15 protein-coding genes and 1 pseudogene are annotated in these 18502 nt (G+C 64.8%); 12 read left to right on the top strand and 4 right to left on the bottom strand.

Annotated features, from left to right (window positions below):
- Positions 1-81: 81 nt before the first annotated feature.
- The 9 genes and pseudogenes from DEQ92_RS13940 to DEQ92_RS24465 all read left to right on the top strand — a co-directional run.
- Positions 82-1650, top strand: coding sequence for a glycoside hydrolase 43 family protein (locus tag DEQ92_RS13940; protein WP_115820996.1), 1569 nt, complete (start codon positions 82-84; stop codon positions 1648-1650).
- A gap of 716 nt (positions 1651-2366) precedes the next feature.
- Positions 2367-5519: a right-handed parallel beta-helix repeat-containing protein gene (locus tag DEQ92_RS13935; RefSeq protein WP_115820995.1), complete on the top strand. Its 3153-nt coding sequence runs from the start codon at positions 2367-2369 to the stop codon at positions 5517-5519.
- A 252-nt stretch (positions 5520-5771) separates the two neighbouring features.
- Positions 5772-6449, top strand: a complete 678-nt coding sequence (locus tag DEQ92_RS13930; protein WP_115820994.1) for an IS6 family transposase — start codon at positions 5772-5774, stop codon at positions 6447-6449.
- A 120-nt stretch (positions 6450-6569) separates the two neighbouring features.
- Complete coding sequence (locus tag DEQ92_RS13925) at positions 6570-7013, top strand: DoxX family membrane protein (protein WP_115820993.1); 444 nt, start codon at positions 6570-6572, stop codon at positions 7011-7013.
- A gap of 96 nt (positions 7014-7109) precedes the next feature.
- A complete protein-coding gene (locus DEQ92_RS13920) occupies positions 7110-8084 on the top strand; it encodes a deoxyhypusine synthase (protein ID WP_115820992.1) in 975 nt (324 codons plus the stop codon).
- 160 nt (positions 8085-8244) lie between these two features.
- Positions 8245-9348: an extracellular solute-binding protein gene (locus DEQ92_RS13915; RefSeq protein WP_115820991.1), complete on the top strand. Its 1104-nt coding sequence runs from the start codon at positions 8245-8247 to the stop codon at positions 9346-9348.
- 2 nt (positions 9349-9350) lie between these two features.
- Complete coding sequence (locus DEQ92_RS13910; protein WP_008096784.1) at positions 9351-10289, top strand: ABC transporter permease; 939 nt, start codon at positions 9351-9353, stop codon at positions 10287-10289.
- Positions 10286-11167 (top strand): ABC transporter permease, encoded by an 882-nt coding sequence (locus DEQ92_RS13905; RefSeq protein ID WP_049968656.1) that lies wholly within the window; start codon positions 10286-10288, stop codon positions 11165-11167. Before DEQ92_RS13910 ends, DEQ92_RS13905 begins: the two co-directional genes overlap by 4 nt.
- Positions 11167-11637: pseudogene (locus DEQ92_RS24465) on the top strand (ABC transporter ATP-binding protein); the annotation flags it as partial. The gene DEQ92_RS13905 and the pseudogene DEQ92_RS24465, both read left to right, overlap by 1 nt.
- A gap of 92 nt (positions 11638-11729) precedes the next feature.
- Here DEQ92_RS24465 and DEQ92_RS24460 read toward each other — a convergent pair.
- Positions 11730-13124, bottom strand: a complete 1395-nt coding sequence (locus DEQ92_RS24460; protein ID WP_244661348.1) for a DUF6498-containing protein — start codon at positions 13122-13124, stop codon at positions 11730-11732.
- A gap of 120 nt (positions 13125-13244) precedes the next feature.
- Between DEQ92_RS24460 and DEQ92_RS13890 the strand changes: the two genes are divergently transcribed.
- Together DEQ92_RS13890 and DEQ92_RS13885 are read left to right on the top strand one after the other, a co-directional pair.
- Complete coding sequence (locus tag DEQ92_RS13890) at positions 13245-13592, top strand: hypothetical protein (RefSeq protein WP_115820024.1); 348 nt, start codon at positions 13245-13247, stop codon at positions 13590-13592.
- Between the two features lie 73 nt (positions 13593-13665).
- The gene (locus tag DEQ92_RS13885; protein WP_115820989.1) at positions 13666-15096 is read left to right on the top strand and encodes a DUF6498-containing protein; all 1431 of its coding nucleotides are present in this window, start codon (positions 13666-13668) and stop codon (positions 15094-15096) included.
- A 110-nt stretch (positions 15097-15206) separates the two neighbouring features.
- Here DEQ92_RS13885 and DEQ92_RS13880 read toward each other — a convergent pair whose 3' ends face one another.
- From DEQ92_RS13880 to DEQ92_RS13870, 3 genes are all read right to left on the bottom strand, one after another.
- Positions 15207-15518 (bottom strand): hypothetical protein, encoded by a 312-nt coding sequence (locus DEQ92_RS13880; RefSeq protein ID WP_008096769.1) that lies wholly within the window; start codon positions 15516-15518, stop codon positions 15207-15209.
- A 1-nt stretch (position 15519) separates the two neighbouring features.
- Complete coding sequence (locus tag DEQ92_RS13875; RefSeq protein ID WP_008096768.1) at positions 15520-15891, bottom strand: helix-turn-helix domain-containing protein; 372 nt, start codon at positions 15889-15891, stop codon at positions 15520-15522.
- Positions 15892-16234: 343 nt separating this feature from the next.
- Positions 16235-17419, bottom strand: coding sequence for an outer membrane lipoprotein carrier protein LolA (locus DEQ92_RS13870; protein WP_049913698.1), 1185 nt, complete (start codon positions 17417-17419; stop codon positions 16235-16237).
- Positions 17420-17550: 131 nt separating this feature from the next.
- On the opposite strand from DEQ92_RS13870, the gene DEQ92_RS13865 reads away from it, so the two are divergent.
- Positions 17551-18426, top strand: a complete 876-nt coding sequence (locus DEQ92_RS13865) for a hypothetical protein (protein WP_008096766.1) — start codon at positions 17551-17553, stop codon at positions 18424-18426.
- Positions 18427-18502: the final 76 nt, after the last annotated feature.

Genomic DNA, 18502 nt, shown 5'->3' with positions numbered 1-18502 from the left:
GTCTGGTGAGAGCGTTCAACGCCGTGCAATCGAGAGACCTGAACACAACGTTTATTCATGCGTTACTTGTTGTCAGCTATCATGAAACACACCGCAGCAGTCTGGGGACCGACCCTCGACGACGGCCGGTATCGGAACCCGATCATCTACGCGGATTACTCCGACCCCGACGTGGTTCGCGTGGGTGATGACTTCTTCATGACCGCTTCGAGCTTCAACGCCGTCCCGGGGCTTCCGATACTCCACTCGCGCGACCTCGTGAACTGGCGACTCATCAATCACGCCATCGACGAGTTACCACCAGATTTCGACCGTCCGCAGCACGGGAACGGTGTCTGGGCGCCCTCGATCAACTACCACGAGGGGACGTTCTACATCTTCTACGGCGACCCCGACCGCGGCGTCTACATGACCAAGACCGACGACCCCCGGGGTCGGTGGTCCGATCTGACGCTCGTGCACGAGGTCGAGGGGTGGATCGACACGGCACCGCTGTGGGACGACGACGGGAACGCGTATCTCGCTCACGCGTTCGCGAAGAGCCGTGCCGGATTCAACAGCGTGCTCAACATCGCCCCGATGGCACCCGACGGGACACACATCACCGGCGAAAGCCGACAGGTGTTCGACGGCCACGACGACCACCCGACAATCGAGGGGCCGAAGCTGTACAAGCGGGGCGGGAGTTATTACATCTTCGCGCCCGCCGGCGGCGTTAGCGATGGGTGGCAGACGGTCCTGCGCTCGGACGACATCTACGGCCCGTACGACGACCGAATCGTCCTCGCCCAGGGGGAGACACCGATTAACGGGCCGCACCAGGGAGCACTGGTGGGCTTGGACAGCGGCGAGGACTGGTTCGTCCACTTCCAAGAGGTCGACCCGTACGGCCGCATCGTCCACCTCCAGCCGGTCGCTTGGACCGACGGGTGGCCCGTCATCGGTCGCGACGAGGACGGCGATGGGACCGGCGAGCCGGTCCGAACGCACGAAAAGCCCGACGTCGCCGCTGAGACGCTTCCGACGATGGTCCCGCAGACCTCCGACGACTTCGAAGCGGCCCGCTTAGGGCTCCAGTGGCAGTGGCACGGGAACCCGAAGTTCGGTTGGCACTCGCTTACTGACCGCCCCGACGCACTCCGTTTATTCCAACAGCGTGTCGATGCGTCTGAGAATCTGTGGTCCGTCCCGAGCCTCCTCCTCCAGAAGTTCCCCGCCCCGGCGTTCACGGCGACGACGGAAGTCCGGTGCGGCCTCGAAGAAGGAACCGGACACGGAGGGCTTCTCGTCATGGGCTCCGAGTACGCCTACCTCAGTGTCCGTAAGACCACGGACGGAGTCAATCTGATACAGGCTCGTAACACCAGCCCATCAGAGGGTGACCTTGACACGGTCGTTGAACGAGTACCCCTCCGGGGCTCGTCCGCACGACTGCGGGCGACTGTCGAAGACGGGGGGCGCGTCCAGTTCGCGTACGCGACCGACGATGCCGGCTTCGAGTCGATTGGAGAGCCGTTCCAAGCCCAGCAGGGACGCTGGATCGGTGCCAAAATCGGTTTGTTCGTCGCGCAGTCGAGCGAATCTGCGGTCGACGGTGGGTACTGCGACTTCGAGTACTTCGAGGTCAGCGAGTCAGCGACCCACGACTGAAGTCGTGGGCTTGTAGGCTTGCTACCGAATTGTGTACGAGAACTGTACAGCGTTGACGAGACGCTTCGCGAGTGGACACCCGGTCACGTAGTGCTGGACCGCGAACACCTGATAGGCGCTCCCAGAACGCACAGCGTTCTGGTGTCTTGGAACCCATTTCATGTTGATTCGAATAACATATACGAAATAGATTCATTCTGTTAAATTTATAAATATTTGTGATATAAGGCAGTTACTCTAAGACATCCCGGGCCGTTCCCTCACACTCTCTCATATATCGTTGAGACGTGCTCTACGACAGGTTATAGATTTCGTATTTTGCACGTTCTACGTTCATAATAGGCGATTTGGACGATATATACCTTCTATTCTATACTATCCCTATTTCTCGCCCACTACTTCTTCGCTCGCCATTCGATCTCACTCGCAAGCTGAGAGCGTTCTTGTCTGCGTGCGCTCGTCACCAAGCGCCTGGTACTGTTCGCGTTCGCTGTCTCGCCGGTGGCCTCGAAAATAGGTTGATATTCTTATACTTACGAGGTGAGTTCAATATTATTTTATTATCTACTCAGCCAGTGATTCGAGTCACGGTCGGCGTCTCGTCGCGTGAACGTTAGGTCGTGACGCCCGCTGGCTGACCGCCGTCGATTTCAGAGCCGAGTACCACTTCATTTATATCACGCGGAAGGCACTTATAACGTATCTTCGACCGACGCATGACGTTCTCTACTCCCTCCCATCTCACTCGGACTCGACAGGCGCTCGTCGTACTCGTCGTCGCGGCGCTGTTCGTCCCCCTCGCCGGCCCGGTCGCGGCCGTCGAAAACGAGACCAGCACGACGTTCGTGGAATCGGATATCGCCTCGGACACGACGTGGACGCCGGAGGATGGCCCCTACCGAATCATCCAGAGCGTCCACATCGACCCCGGGACGACGCTGACGATACGACCCGGGACCGACGTTCAACTCGCCGAGGGAATCACGCTCTCCGTCGACGGCTCACTCGTCGTCGACGGCACGGCGGCCCGACCGGTGACGGTTTCGCGGTCCGCGGGTGCCGCGACCGACCGCCGGTGGGCGAGCATCCGCTACAACGGGACGAGTGAGTCCCGACTCGTCGTGCGCAACACGACCCTGCAGGGCGGGACGAGCGGCGTCACCGTGTCCCGCGCAGACGGGTCGATTACGATTACCGACTCGACGTTCCGAGACTTCTCGAAGGCCGGGCTGTCTGTCGACGACGCCGCGGAGACGCCGCGGATCACCATCGAGCGGTCGGCGTTCCGACGCATCGACGGGCACGCGATTCGGGCGACGCCCCTGTCGGGCGCGACCGGCGAGACCTCGATTACGGCGTCACCCGCGGAGCGCGAAGAGCGGTCGGTCCACACGCTGTCGCTCGATGCCGGCGTCGGTGTGACCTTCGACGCGGTGGAACTCCGGTACGCCGATGCCGGCTCCGTCGACGACGTCGACGCGGAGAGCATCGAACGCATCGGTCTCGATAGCAACCGAAACGGAACGATAGAGCGGTCGTTCGACTCGTTCGTCACGGACGTCTCGGCGCGGGACGGTCGCGTGCGAATCTCGCTGTCGAGGCCGGTCAGCATTCCGAGCGACGGCCGACTCCTCGTGGAGTACGAGGACGTCGTCAACCCGGAGACACGCGGGTTCTATCCCGTTGCGGTCGACCTCCGCAAGGGGACAGTCTCACAGCTCTCGGACGGCGTTCGGGGCTCGCTCACCGTCGGAAACGTCACGTCGCCGGTCGACGAGCGCGCCGCGTCTACGACGCGCGTGCGACAGCTCACCGTTCGCGAGTCGTCGTTCCGCGATATCAACGGGAACGGGGTCTTCGTCGCCGCCGACGGTATCGGCCGGCTCTGGCTGTTGAACAACGAGATTTCGGCGACCGCGGGCAGCGGAATCGCGGTTCGTGCGGCCCGGAGCGACACGACGCTGCTGCACAACGAAATCACCGCCGGTGACGCCGGCATCCAACTCGACGCTCGCGACGAAACGACGGCGACCGTGGTCGGAAACGAGGTTCGCGGCGCTCAGACCGGCATCCGTATCCGCCAGTCTGGGACCCAACTCCCGCAACCCGGCGCGGTCACCATCCGTGACAACACGCTGGCGGACAACGTCGGCCACGGCGTCGACCTCACCGCTCGCAGTCTCGAACTGAATCTGCAACTCACCGACAACGCGATTCGCGGTAACGGCGGGGACGCCGTCCACGTCGATAACTGGCTGACGCGGGGGAGCGACGTTCGCGGGAACCGCCTCGTCGAGAACGGCGGCGACGGCTTCGCCCTCGATGGGACCGTCGTATCGGGTCTCACACTGGCGGATAACGCTGTCCGGGACAACGGAGGAGCGGGACTGGAGCTCCGGACGGGAGCGGCGGCACGCGGGGTCGCCGTCCGGAATAACACCGTCCGCGATAACGGGGGCCACGCCGTTTCGGTCCGCTCGGACCTGATTATTCACCGGACGAACGTCAGCGAGAACCGACTGGCGAACAACGCCGGCGCGGGGCTGCTCGTCGCCAGCCCGATAACGCACCGCGGCGAGCTTTCGGTCGCCAACAACACTATCGCCGCCAACTCCTACGGCGTCGTCGTCCGCGGGGTCGTCGAGACCGACGTTCGAGACAACGACATCGTGTTCAACACGAACGCCTTTGCGGACCCGGTTCCCGTTTCGGGAGTGACGCCGGGAACGGGGGTGTACGTCGCGGAGGGGGCGTCCGGTGCGATCATCAACCAAGCAGAGTCGACGGTTCCGCTGGAAGAACTCGTCGCCAATCCCGAGTTGACACAGCGGCTCACGGTCGCTCGGCTCTGGGACGACACGGTCGTCGTCCTACGGACGGACGGCGAGAGTGAGACGCGGAGCGCGGAAGCCAGCGCCCTGACGATTCGTCGCGTGAGCGGCGCGCTTCCGACCGGCATCGGGGTCCAAACGGCCGGCGAGGGAACCAGGACCCACCACGTCGTCAACAACAGTATCTACGGCCAAGACCGGGGTCTGACGGTCGACATCGAGCGGCTGGTCAGCGCGAACGCGACCGCCCGAATCGTGGTGGACCCGATTCGGACCGTCGACGCCGAGTCCAACTACTGGGGCGCTGCCAGCGGTCCGTATCACTCGTCGATTCTCCCGTCCGGAGAGGGGAACCCCGTCGTCACCGAGCGCGGCTGGGTCGATTTCACGCCGTTCCGAACCGCAGCACCCGACGAGTTGTACACTCGGCCGACTGCCCGAATCGACGCCCCGGCGACAGCGACAGCCGCGGACGAACTCCGACTGTCCGGGGCCGGCTCGACGAGCGACACCTCCCCAGTCGGTCGCTATCACTTCTTCGTGAACGGGACCGAGCGAGCGGTGCAGTCGACCCCCGAACTCAGCGTCACGATGAGCGAACAGCCTCTCGACGTCGGGTTAGCCGTCGAGAGTCGGCTCGGTATCGACAGCGACACCGTCAGGGCGACGGTTGGTGTCGCGCCGCCCGAAGCGACTCCATCGGTGACGACAGCGACCTCGCCGAACACGGCGGGGGCGACGACCACGTCTCACTCGCCGACGAACGATTCGACCGACGACGGGTTCCTCGGCGGACTGGCCTCGGTGTGGGGGCTTCTCGGAAGCGGGCTCTACGTGGGTGCGCTGGGTCTCGGCGGCTACGGGATGGCGCTGACCCTTCGGAATCGGAACCCCCCGGTGAGCGGCCTCTGGATACAGCTTCTGGCGGGTGCGGCCGTCCTCGTCTGGCTCGTCGGCGGCCTCGTCGGCGTCGGCCTCGCCGGGGGTGTCGCGTGGGCCGGCCTCACCGGCGTCGCGTACGTCTTGGCGACGCGATAACTCGAGTCGAGATGGCTTTCGGGGACTGGGGTGGCGTTGTATAGGTTAGTGTATTTGGATATTGTATTTGATGATCAATATAGAGATCCAAACACAAATATTCGAATGTAGCATTCAATGCTTGTGTGACGTGTGGAACACCTACAATTTGTTTCAGAAATAACTATGTAGCTAGCTTACTCTCAAATTCAGGATAATACAAAACGGACGGCACCGTCTAGTTAAGGGATGAACAGATAGAGCTAGTGATTCATGCTACTCTCAGACCTGCTCAGGGACAGTTTAGACACCGCTACGCTTGAATGTTGGCAGCGGGAACGGACGGCGAAGCCCGTCAGGGCGTTCGCCGTCCGGCTCCATGCTGCCGGTCTTTCACTCAGAGAGAAAGAAGCGATTCTTCGGCTGCTAGGCGTAGAACGCTCGTTTCAAGCAGTCTTTCAGTGGGTACATCGACTGTCTGACAGCGTTTCAGACCCGCCGAAGGCAACGCCGAGGCGGGTCGCAGTCGGCGAGACCGCTGTCAAAATTAACGGTGAGTGGTCTTGGTTGTACGCTGCAATAGATCTCGATACAAAAGTGATTCTTGACGTCGTGCTGTTCAAGCGTCATGGAACCAATCCGGCGGCTGCATTTCTCCACGGAGTCTGTGAGACACACGACTGTTCAGAGACGGTGTTTCTGGCTGATTCCTTCGGGTATCGGACTGCATTCTCTCGATTCAGGCTAAACGGTCGGGTCGATCACACAGACCGAAACCTGATTGAGAAATGGTTTCAGACGTTCAAAGTAAGAGTTGATCGTTTCCACAATTCATGGGTGGGCAGTCGGCTGAGCGTCCGCCGATGGCTTGCAGTGTTTGTTCATTACTATAACTTTCAGCGACCGCATCAATCGCTCAACGGACGACCGCCAGCTCAGGAGGTTAACTAGACAGTGCCACCATATGAGTATTGATTTTCGAAAGCTGCGGTTTCGGTCTCCGGTTCGGTACCAACGCCGGGTCGCCGACGCCGACAGCGTCTTTGACCGCCGGTCCAACGTCGATTCGAAATGGCTCTCGCCGCCGAACGACTCCGCCGATTCAAGACGCCGCTCCGCTACGTGATGGGCGCGCTCTACGTCCTCGCGGGAGTGATGCACTTCGTCGTGCCGAACGCGTACGCGCAGGTCGTCCCGCCGGTCTTCCCGGCGGCGCTCGCGCTCGTTTACATCTCGGGCGTCGCCGAAATCGTCCTCGGCGTCGGCGTCGTCTTCCGCCGCACCCAACGCATCGCCGCGTGGGGACTCATCGCGCTACTTGTCGCGGTCTTCCCCGCGAACGTCTACATGGCGACGAGCGATATCGTGCTCGAAGGTGTTCCGGCGTCACTTCGGGAGCCCTCCGACGCCGCCCTGTGGCTCCGACTGCCGCTTCAGGGCGTGCTCGTCGCGTGGGCGTGGTGGTACACTCGCCCGGAGTCCGATGGCGGCGTCGACTCGTCGTCGAACCGGTGACAGTCATCGAGTGGATTGGTGTCTACCCCCATGCTGTCCGGCTGTTTTCGGAACCGAACGGAACTGATTCAAGCGCGCCGGTGCGAGCCGTAGCTGATGACCGAAGACGACACTCACGACCACGTCGTCCCCGGGAGCGACGAGGCCATCGATTCGGCCGACGTTCGGGGCTACGACTTCGACGGCGCGTTCGACTTCGACGAGTTCCTCGACGCGTACGCGACGACTGGCTTTCAGGCGACGCAGCTCGCCGAAGCCATCGACATCGCCGAGGAGATGCAGGAGGCGGACGCGACCGTCTATCTGACGTTCACCTCGAACATCATCTCGTCGGGGCTGCGCGAGGCCGTCGCCTACCTCGTCCGCGAGGGCTTCGTGGACGTGCTCATCACCACCTCCGGCTCGCTGACCGAGGACGTCATCAAGACCGCGAAACCGTTCAAGATGGGCTCGTGGGACGCCGATGAGGGCGAACTCCGCGAGCGCGGCATCAACCGCCTCGGCAACATCTATGTCCCCTCCGACCGGTACGTCTGGCTCGAACAGTACCTCTACGACTTCTTCGAGGACTTTTTCGCCGAAGAGAAGGTGCGGACGCCGACGGCGTTCGCCCGCGAGCTGGGCGAGACGCTCGACGACGAGCACTCGGTGTTGAAGCAGGCGGCCGAAAACGACGTGCCGGTCTACTGCCCGGCGCTCACCGACGCCGAGGTGGGCAACTTCCTGTACTACTACCGGCAGGGCTACGACAAGGACGTCGGCATCGAGATTCTCGACGACTACGACTCGCTCATCCAGAACGGCCTCCTCGCTGACGAAACCGGTCTTATCGCCGTCGGCGGGGGCGTCCCCAAGCACCACGCCATCATGACGAACCTCTTCCGCGGCGGCGCGGACTACGTCGTCTACATCTCGACGGGGATGGAGGGCGACGGCTCGCTGTCGGGCGCGCCCCCGAACGAGGCCGTGTCGTGGGGGAAAATCAAGGACCACGACACGAACTACACGCAAATCGAAGCCGAGGCGACGCTCGTCTTCCCGCTTCTTGTTGCGGGCGCGTTCAAGAACTAGCGGGACTCCGTATCTATTGTCTCCTTTGTAGCGCTATGTTGGTGTCCCAACCGTCGAAACGGCTACGTTAGGCTCATAGCAATTCCCTTTAGCGGCCGGTCGTGTTGCCCGAGTGATGGTATCAACCAGGAGAAGTTTCATCGGGGGTTCTGCCGCGGCGTTGGCGGGTCTCGCCGGCTGTCTGACGACGAGTAATTCCGAACGTGACGCCGCTTCGACTGGCTCCGGCGGCGGCGACGCGGAGACGTACGAGGTCGGGTATCAGGACTTCCAGACGAACATCGAGGCCACCGCGTTCCCCGATACGCTGTACTTCTACTGCGTGCAGTCCGGGTGGATGAACTGGCCGTCGCTGATGCAGTCGTTCGAGGATTCCTACGGCGTGGCGGTCCACGACGACGATCGCTCGTCGGGCGAGGCGCTCCAACACATGCGCTCGCACTCGAACAACATGACTCACTCCGGGTACAACGGCGGCTACACCTACGGCATCGTCGCCCGGAACGAGGGCTTTACACAGGCGTACAAGCCGCAGGGGTGGGACAAAGTGCCGGACACGCTCAAGACCGACGACGGGCACGTCACGGCGACCCGCCGGGTAACGACGGCCGTGACCTACCGGAAGGACATCTACGAGGAACGCGGCCTCGACGAGCCGACCACGTGGGAGGACCTGCTCCAGCCCGAAATCATGCAGGACCTCGCACTCCAGACCCCGCAGGCGGCGGTCGGGCTCGCGGCGGCGCTGTCGGTCAACAACGCCCGCGGCGGCAGCATGGACGACCTTCAGCCCGTCATCGACTACTACGAGCGGATTCAGGAGGGCGGCGCGGAGTTCACCGACAACTTCCTCGCGCAGTTCTCCCGCGGGGAGTACGCGACGTTCGTCCGGTACGACTACTCCGGGCTCGACCTCAAGTACAACAACGACGAGGTCGCAGAGGAGAACGTCGGCGTCGCGCTCTTGGGCGGCGAAAACGGCAATAAGGGCGCGCTCAACATGCCGTACGGCTACGCGCTCTTGGAGGGCGCGCCGAATCCGGCGGCGGGCAAACTGTTTATGGACTACGTCCTCTCGCTGGAGGGCCAACAGCAGTTCCTCGACGCCTACGTCAGGCCGATTCGCTCCTCGGAGCTGGAGCTTCCCGACGAGTTCATCGACCCTGCCGAGTACGACCGGACGGAGTTCCAAGTCGACTACGGTCAGTTGGTCGACCGGCAGGAGGACATCATCCGAGAGATAACGCGCGGCGCGAACATCTGAGGATGTCCGACCGACACGCCGAGAACAGTCCGCTCTCGACGCTCCGGGCGCTCACGGCGCGGGTGGTCGGCGCGTTCGAGACCGTCGCGAACCCCGTCACCGAGCGAGAGCGCGAGTACCGCCGCATCGTCGCGCTGTGCGCGCCGTTTTCGGTGCTTCTGTTCGTCGCGGGCCTGTATCCCCTCTCCGAAGTCGTTCGCATCAGCGTCTCGACGGCCCAGTACCGGTCGGTCGGGTTCTCGCTCGACGCCTACGCGACGCTGTTCGGCGACCCCTACTACCGACAGGTGGCGTTCAACTCCCTGTGGCTGGCCACCGGGACGACGCTCGTCTCGGTCGGACTCGCCGTCCCCATCGCGCACGCCCTCGAAAAATATGACCTCCCCGGCGAGGACCTCCTCGTCACGCTCGTCTCGTTTCCCATCAGTCTCCCCGGCATCGTCGCCGCGTTCATGATTCTGGTGCTGTTCGGGAACAACGGCGTCGTCACCGCGGTCACGGCCGCCCTCACCGGGGCTCGACCCACCGACCTTGCGTTCGCGGTCAGCGTCCCGGGACTGTTCGTCGCCTTCGTGTACTCGATGGTGCCGCGCGCGACGCTCATCCTCCGCGGGACGTACGCCGAGGTCGACTCGGCCGCCGAGGAGGCAGCCCAGGCGCTCGGTGCGACGCCGTTCGAGACGTTTCGGTACGTCACGCTCCCGCAGATTCGACCGGGCATCACCGGCGCGCTGATTCTCACGTTCCGGACGGGACTAGCGATTTTCGGGACGCTCGTCGTCATCCAGACGCTCGTCGTTTGGACGCTCCAGCTCTCGCGGGAACTCGGCGTCGGCTACGACGTGCAGGTCGCCGGCGCGATGGCGACCGTCTACTTCGCGTTCACGTTCCTGTTCACCGTTCTCGGACTTCGGTACACCAGCGCGGAGGTCGGGATATGACGTTGTCCCTCTCGCGTCGGTTCGGGCGGTCTATCGTGACGCTGGCCCTGTTCGCGACGGTCGCGTTCCTCATCGCACCCATCGTCCTCACCGTCGTCGCCTCGTTCGCGACGAGTTGGACCGGTGTCCTCCCATCGGGGTTCGTCACCTTCGAGAACTGGCGGGCGGTGCTGGGGCTCGCGGACACGATTGGCTCACAGCGCAGCATGGGATGGAGCCCCCTGTTCAGCCTCCCGCTCGGCGGCGAGAGGCTGACGGTGTTGGTTCCGGCGGAGTTGGCGTTCAGCATCGGGCTGGCGCTCGGCGGCGTCCTCATCAACCTCGTCGTCGGCGTTCCCATCGCGTACGCGGTCTCCCGCTACGAGTTCCCGGGCAAAGAGTGGGTCAACGCCGTCTCCGTGCTCCCGCTCGTGCCGGGCGTCATCTTGGGTGTCGCGTTCCTCCGAGCGTACCCGGACCTCTCGGCGACGAGTTTTGGACTTATCGTCGGCTACTCGCTCTTGAAAGCGCCGTTCATGGTGATGGCAGTCCAAAGCGAGTTCGAGTCGATGCCGCTGCGGCAACTGGAGGAATCGGCTCGCTCGCTGGGCGCGTCGTGGCCGCGGACGTTTCTGACGGTCATCGTACCGAACGCCCGCTCGGGTATCGTCTCGGGAGCCATTATCTGTTGGGCGCTCGCGGCCGCGGAGTTCAACTTCTCGTACATCGTCTGGGCGAAAGGTACCCAGCCGCTGGCGCTCTTCTTGCAGCGACACATCTCGAACAGCTCGTTCACCAAGGCGGCGGCAGCCGTGTCGATGTTCTTTTTCATCATCGTCGCGGTCACCCTCCTCCTACAGCGGGTCGGTCGCCGCGGATTCGACACCAGAGGTAGCTAATGGCAGACGTGACACTAAACGCGGTCCGAAAGGACTACGACGACACGACGGCGCTGGACGGCGTTTCGCTCACCGTCTCGGACGGCGAGATTCTGGGCGTGCTCGGCCCCTCGGGGTGTGGGAAGACGACGACGCTCCGGACCGTCGCCGGCTTCGAGACGCCGACCGACGGGACGGTCAGGTTCGACGGCGAGGACGTGACGAACGTCCCCCCGGAGAACCGAAACGTCGGGTTGGTGTTCCAAGAGTACGCCCTGTTCGACAACATGACCGTCGCCGAGAACGTCGCGTTCGGGCTGAAGATGCGAGGCGTCGGGAAGCGCGAGCGGCGGAATCGGGCCGAGGAACTGCTCGAAATGCTCGACATCGGCGAGATGGGCGACCGCGACCCGACGACGCTCTCCGGCGGCCAGCAACAGCGCGTCGGGCTGGCGCGCGCGCTCGCTATCGAGCCGAACATCCTCCTGTTGGACGAGCCGATGACGGGGCTCGACGCCCAACTGAAGGCGCGCCTGCGGACGGAAATCGGCGCGCTACTGGCGGAGTTGGACGTCACCGGACTCTACGTCACCCACGACCAGGAGGAGGCGATGGTGATGTGCGACCGGGTCGCCGTATTGAACGAGGGTCGCGTCGAGCAGGTCGGAACGCCCCGTGAGATATACGAGTCGCCGGCGAACGAGTTCGTCTCGGAGTTCGTCGCGCTCGACGCGCCGGACCTTCCGTTCGTTAGGTGATGATTCGACCGCAGCGGCGCGATTTCGACGGCACCCGACGGGAGGTGCGGCAGTCGGTACACACGGTCATCGCGTTCGAGTCGGAGCGTCTCGGTTCCGAACAGGCGGTCGGTGGCGGTCCGAGTGTGCTCTAGTTCGGCCCGTGACTCGGAGGCGAGTCGCCACTGCGGCCCGAACAGCCGGTCGTAGCCGACGACTCGCCCGGCATCGCCGTCCTCGTCCTTGACGCGGTACTCCATCGCCAGATACCGGAACGACCAGTCGAAGACGCCCAGCGCGGTGAACGCCCCAGCGACTACCACCGCTCCACCGAGCAGTTCGACCGCGACGCCGTCGGTCGTCGCGGTACTGAGCAGGCCGAACAGCGTCAGCGCCCCGCCCAGTACGAGCGCGAGCGGGGAGCGGAGCCCGCGGACGACCCCGCCCACGACGACGGCCGCGGGCTTCGGTCGGACGATTTCGGACCCGTCCCGCGAGCTCTCGATTCGCTCCCACTCGGGAGTGTCGGGAGCGAATCCGAGTTCGACCGACGTGCGCTCGTCGAACGCCTCCAGTCGGTCGCGGTAGACGCCGACGATGTCGGCGAGCAGTTTCACCGCGAGCACGAACGCCAGCACGAACGGTGGGGGTGCACCCGCGATGACGAACCCCCCGCCGATGAGGAGCGCCGAGCCGGTCCCGGCCATCGACGTGAGCGCCGACCGAAGCGGCTGCTGCGGCGGGACCGACGCGTAGGTTCCACCGAGTAAGTACCGACCCACGTCGACGGCTCGGCCGAAGACGACGGCGACGACTCCCAGGCCGACGGAGAGTGTTTCGGCGTCGGTCATCGCCGTGCCCGTGGTCTCCCCGACACCCCCGACACCGATTGCACCGAAGAGGGCCCAGCCCACGCTGCCGACGGCGAGGGTCATCAGGATGGCCGGGAGATTCGCGACCTGAATCGACAGCGGTAGGACGGGGAGACTGATTCGCCCGCGCTTTTCCGACAGGGCACCGAACACGAGCCACGAGAAGCCGTCCGCGTTGTAAGTCGGCTTGCCTTCCGCGAACAGCGCTTTCACCGCGGCACCGACGAGGCACGCGCCGAGTTCGACCCAGTAGACCGCCAACAGCGCCACGAGCGACCAGTCGAGCGCGAGCACGCCGACGAGCGGGACGGCGTTGACCGCCATCAACACCGCCACCTTCGCTCGTCGTCTCTCGCTGGGTGTGAGCATTGTTGATAGAGAGACATTTCCCTCGGGGCAGTTAGGTGGTCTGACTCGCGTCGGGCGGTCGGAACCGCGTTTCCGCGCCCGGAAAAAAGATTGATGTTGTCAACAAATTATCTAGAACGCGTGCGTCCCTCCATTCGATACCTCGCCTCCCTCGTCGTCGGCCTCGTTGTCGCCGGTGTGGCCGTCTCGGCCCCCGACGCGCCGGGATTGTTTCCCGTGGCAATCGCTCCGCTGTACGCGGCGACGACCGCGCTCGTCCTCCGTCACCGCGACGGGTGGAAGCGACTCTTCCGGTTCGGAGACCAACGCTGGAGCGACCGAAAGCGGGGTGCGCTCGGGGGCGGCATCGGCGCGCTCAGTTTCTCGCTGCTGCTCTCCCTCTCGGTCCCGGCTGGAATCACCGGAATCGGTCTGATGTTCTTCGGACAGGCGCTCACGGTCGCCGACTACGAGTCGCTCCCCGAGTAGTGGCGCGCCGTCGAGGCGGTTGGAGGACGGGTTTCATCAGATATATGACCGGATGACCGAAACGACACATCCGATGGCCCCTCCACGGTACGGCGACGTCCCGACTTCGTCTCTACCCGCCGGCATCGGGTTCTTCCCGGTGCTCTCGGCAAATCTCCTCCCGCTCGCCGGTGTGCTGTGGTTCGGCTGGAACCCCGGGACGCTCCTCGCGGTCTACGTCCTCGAACTGCTGTTGCTGTTCCCGCTTTCGGGCGTGAAGGCGCTGTTCGCCGGCCGGCCGCCGACCTCGTCCCGCGAGGACGGCGTCTTCAGCCTGTCGGAAAACGACCTCATCGACAAGCGCGGAAGCGTCACCATCCACGACCGGCTCCCGCCGGTGTACCCGCGTAACGTCCCCTTTGCGACCGCCGTCATCGGCGGCGGCGCGTGGGTCGGCGTCTTCCTCCTCGCGCCGCTCTCGGAGGTCATCTCGGTGCTCGACGTACTCGCCCGCCCGGAGGCGGTCGTCAGCGTCGCCGCGCTCGTCGTCGGGCAGGCCGGCGAGACCACCGCCACGTTCCTCCGGGGGAACCGATACGCGGAGCGCTCTCCGTACGCCCTCGTCGAGATTCCCGCCCGGCAAGCGATGTTTCTCGCGTGTTTCCTGTTCGTCGTCATCCTCGGCGGCGCGACAGTCGCGCTCGTGGGGTTCGTGTTCGTGAAAGTACTCTTCGAGTGGTCTGGCTTCCGCGCAGAGCAGGGCGGCGGCGGCCGGCTTACGAGTTGGCTCTCCGGCCCCGACAGCGACGCGACCCGCGACGAGGTCGACGTTCCCAGCGGCCGCCCCTCGGTCGCAATCGACGCGGACCGTCGCGCGGTGGTCGCGGCCGCGGTCTGGCGCGCAGTCACCACGACGGGACCGTTCTACGTCACCATGGCCGCGATGGTCTGGATCGGCGGGGCCGCGTTCGTCGTCGAGGGGACCACCTCGCTCGCGGTCTGGGTCGGGTTCGGTCTCTTCGGGCTCTGCCTCCTCGCGTTCATGCTCGTCGGCGATATCGTCGAGAGCGTGCTCGCGAGCGGGTGGCTGACCTACCGACGTTTCGGCGACCGCCTCGTCGTTCACGACCGCCTGACGAACGAGTCGCAGTGGGCGACGGCGGTCGGCGACCTCCGCGACGCCGAGGTCGTGGCGACTCGGCCCACCGACCGCTACCTCGGAACGCGGACCATCGCGGCGACGGTCGGCTGGGGCGACGACGAGACGGAACGCACGCTCGGGCCTGTTGCTGACGCCGGGGCGTTCGTCGAAGCGCTCGACCTCCCGGTCGGCTCGACCGACCTCCCGCCGCTCGACCGCCGGTTCGTCGGGGCCGCCATCGCTTCGGTCGTCCTCACCGCGATCGGCGTCGTCACCGTGATTGTCACCCCGCTCGGTCCGTCCACGAGTTGGTTGCCCGCGCTGTTCCTGTTCCCGGTTTTCGCCATCGTCCCCAAGGGGTTCTGGAAGCTCGCGCACTCGTGAGGCGAGACGACCAGAGCGGTTTGTGAGCGAACCAAAAAGTGCGGAGAAGAAGACGCGTGAGTGAACGAGTAGAGCCCCGACGAGGCCGCCCGAGACGACCCGGGGACGGACTACCCTCGCGAATGTAACGAGTAGGCGATGAGCACGACGCCACAGAACTGAAACAGCCGCGTGACGAGCGTGAGCGGCTGTTGGTACTGGAGGCCGATGTAGCCCTCGCGCAGGAGCACCGACCCGACGAAGGCGACGCCGAACGCGACGGCCGTGAGGAGGAACAGACCCGCGGAGAGCGACCGCATCGTCCGGCTGTCGTGACGGCGGTAGCCGCGATAGGCCTGATAGCCGACGTAGCTCCCGACGAGCGTCGACCCGAGAGCGAGCGAGACGATGAGCCAGTCGAGGACCGCGGATAGCGTCGTCATCTCAGAGGTCCTCCCACATCCGTTTGAACCGGTCTGCGGTGTCGGTCTCCCCCTGGCCGGGGAACGACTCGTCGTCGGTGCGCGTCAGCGACGACTCGAACGACCCGTCGTCTAGTTCCACGGAGAACTCGGAGAGCGTGGCGGCGTAGACGCTGTAGTGGTTGTTACTGGTTCGAATTTCGGTCTGTTCGTCGAGGAGTCCGTACGCTTGTAATCGTTCCACCCGACGGTAGACCGTCGGTTTGGACATCTCACACTCGTCGGCAAGCTCTTGTGCGGACATTGGTTTGGTACTCGTCGCTGCGAGGATGTCCCGGGCGTACTCGTCGCTGAGGAGGTCGAGAATATCGCCCAGCGCCGGTTCCTCACTCACGGTGGTCGAATGACTGCTCGTCGGACTAATAGGCCCATGGGTTTCCACCCCTGTTGGTCGCGGCGACCGATTCGGGACGGGTGTACGATGGGGCTGTCGGGATAGCACGGTGGGGCTGCGGGTTAGCGCGGGGATACTGCGGGGCAGTACGGCGATGCTGTGGAGGGACTGTCGCGTCAGCGATGACCGCGATGGGTGCCGGAGTGCTGTCAGAGGGCACAGAACGGTACTGCTCGGGAGGGCAGTACGGTGTCGGTTCGGCGGGGCCCATCGCAGTTCAACCGATGCGCCGGGAGATAATATAAAAAGGGGGCCAGTTTCTGACCCAGAAACTCGCGCGGTTTCAGGCGGGACAGCCGACCGAGCGACCGACTTCGACGAGGCGGTCCGTCTCGACGCCGGTCCCGCGAACGGTGTAGCCGTAGCCGTCGCAGTTCCACGACACCGAGGTGGTCGGACCGTAGTCGATAGTCGCCGGCCGGCCGCCCACCGTCGCGTCGCGCTCGTCGGCGTCGATGTCCAGCGTGTAGTTGAACTTCGCGACCGTGAGTTCGCGGCCGCCGGCGGCGTAGCGGAGTCCGACCCCGTCGATTCGACCGGTGGTCCGCGTGGCGTAGACCAGTTCGAACGCGGGCGGGACCGTCGGCTCGGGGACCGAAACCGAACTCCGCGCTTCCAGGTCGGCCCTGCTCCGGAACCACTCCGTGTTCGGCGTGTTCGGTCGCTCGACGGTCGTGTTCGCACCGATTTCCGGCCGGAACGCGTCCGCCGACACGGCTGCATCGAACGTGACGTTCGTGTACGTGGTCGTCACAGAGCGTCGGGACCCGTCTGCCGTCCACGACGTCTGTTTGCGAAGCGGGTAGAACCGCTCGGCGTCGAGCCACAGCCGCTGGTGGTAGCCCGCCTCGCTTCGATTCGCCTCGGGCGCGATATCGATGACGTACGCCTCGCGCCCGTCGACGGTGTCGGTCTCGACGAATTCGACGACGTAGCTGTGATTCGCGTCAGCCTGCGGGGCGGCACCGGCATGTCGCGGTACGACGGGTAGCGGCGACACGCCGATTGACTGCGGGCGACCGGCGTCGTCGGTCAGCCCCGCGGCCGCGACGAGGAGTTGGAGTCGCTCGGCCGTCCGCGACTCGGTCGGTGGGCCTGTCAGCTCGATGGCGGTCACGGTGTCCCGGTCAGTGTCGTGAAGCCAGAGCGTCGAGCCGTTCGAGACCTGCCGGTCGTACTGTCGGTTCGCCGCGTTCCGAAAGTGAACGCGCTTCCGTTCCGTCTCCGGGACGAGCGTCACGTCGGCGACGGTGCGAGACGTGACCGTTCCATCGGTTCGAATCTCGACCGTCTGCGTTCCGGTGAGCGCGTCGGTTGCGCGGTAGCGCTCGGTTACGTTCGCGTCGACCGAGGGGCTCGCGTCGCCTATCGCGCCGCCCGTCGTCCAGAGGACCGCGGGGAGCGCGACGGCGACGAGCACGAACACGGCGAGTGTACGTCGGTTGGGTCGGAGTGGAGGGCGAGTCATACTGGGAGCACTCTGACAGGGAGTTCGACTGCGTGTCGGGGGGCCGACGGCTAAATACTTCTGGACGACGGGGGCGTTCGAAACCCGAGCGGACCGATAGCTACTCCCTTCGCGGGTGAGATGGCCGGGACATGTCGCCCTCCACTAGCTCCGCAACCCGAAGGCAGGCGTGGCTCTGCGCCTTCCAGTGGGGACTCGTCCAAGCGTTCGTCCTCGACACGCTCGGCCGATTCCTTCGGAACTACTACCGCGCGACGACGGGTGTCGCGTTCCCACCCGACTGGGTGGTCTCGATTCAGTTCGCCGCCCCACTCGGCCTCCTCGTCGGCGGCTTCGGCGGCTATCGCTGGGTGACGAGTGGACGATCGGCCGCGTCGGCGTCGGCACACCGCAAGCGGGTCGTTTTCGTCGGGGCGCTGTTCGTCGGCTGGGCGCTGGCTATCGTCCCGACCGCTGTGTTTCAGTTGGTCCTCGACGAGCGTCTGTTCACGGTCCCGTACTTCGTCCTCCCGACGCTCACGGCGCTTTCGGTCTTCGCGGGCGCGTCGCTCCTCGCCTACCGCGCCGAGGCGGGGTGGTACCGAAAGCGGCGAAACCGACTCGTCGGCGGGGCCGCGGGCGGCTGTACCGGCGTGCTGGTCGGGGTGTTCGGCTTCGTCGTCTACTCGTGGTATCTTCTGGCGACGCAGACGAACTACAGTCTCAATGGCGGTGCCGGAATCGTCGCGGCCGCGTGCGTCGGTGCCGCCGCCGGCTACGCCCGGACAGAAGGCGACCGCGCGGGCGACCGAGCGCGCGAGTACCTCGTCCTGCTCCTGGTGTCGGCGCTCTCGCTGTCGCTCGCGGTTGGACTTGTGACGCTCGCCCTCGCCGTCGTCGGCGTCTCGGTGTTCCTCGGCTCGTCGGTCGTCGTGCCGGCGATTCCCGTCGTCGGGTCGGTCGCGCTCGCTGGCTATCTGGCGTTCGTCGCCGAGACGACGCTCGTCGGTCGGTTCGTTGACGGGTGACTCACCGCCCGAGCAGCGACGCTCTCTCGTCCGTTCGCCGTCCGAATCGCCGAGCAGTTTATCAGCATGTGGATGG

The sequence above is a fragment of the Haloferax sp. Atlit-6N genome (assembly GCF_003383195.1).
Taxonomy (GTDB): Archaea; Halobacteriota; Halobacteria; order Halobacteriales; family Haloferacaceae; genus Haloferax; species Haloferax gibbonsii.
Note: the sequence above shows the minus strand (reverse complement) of the source record. Positions and strands in the feature narration are given on the sequence as shown.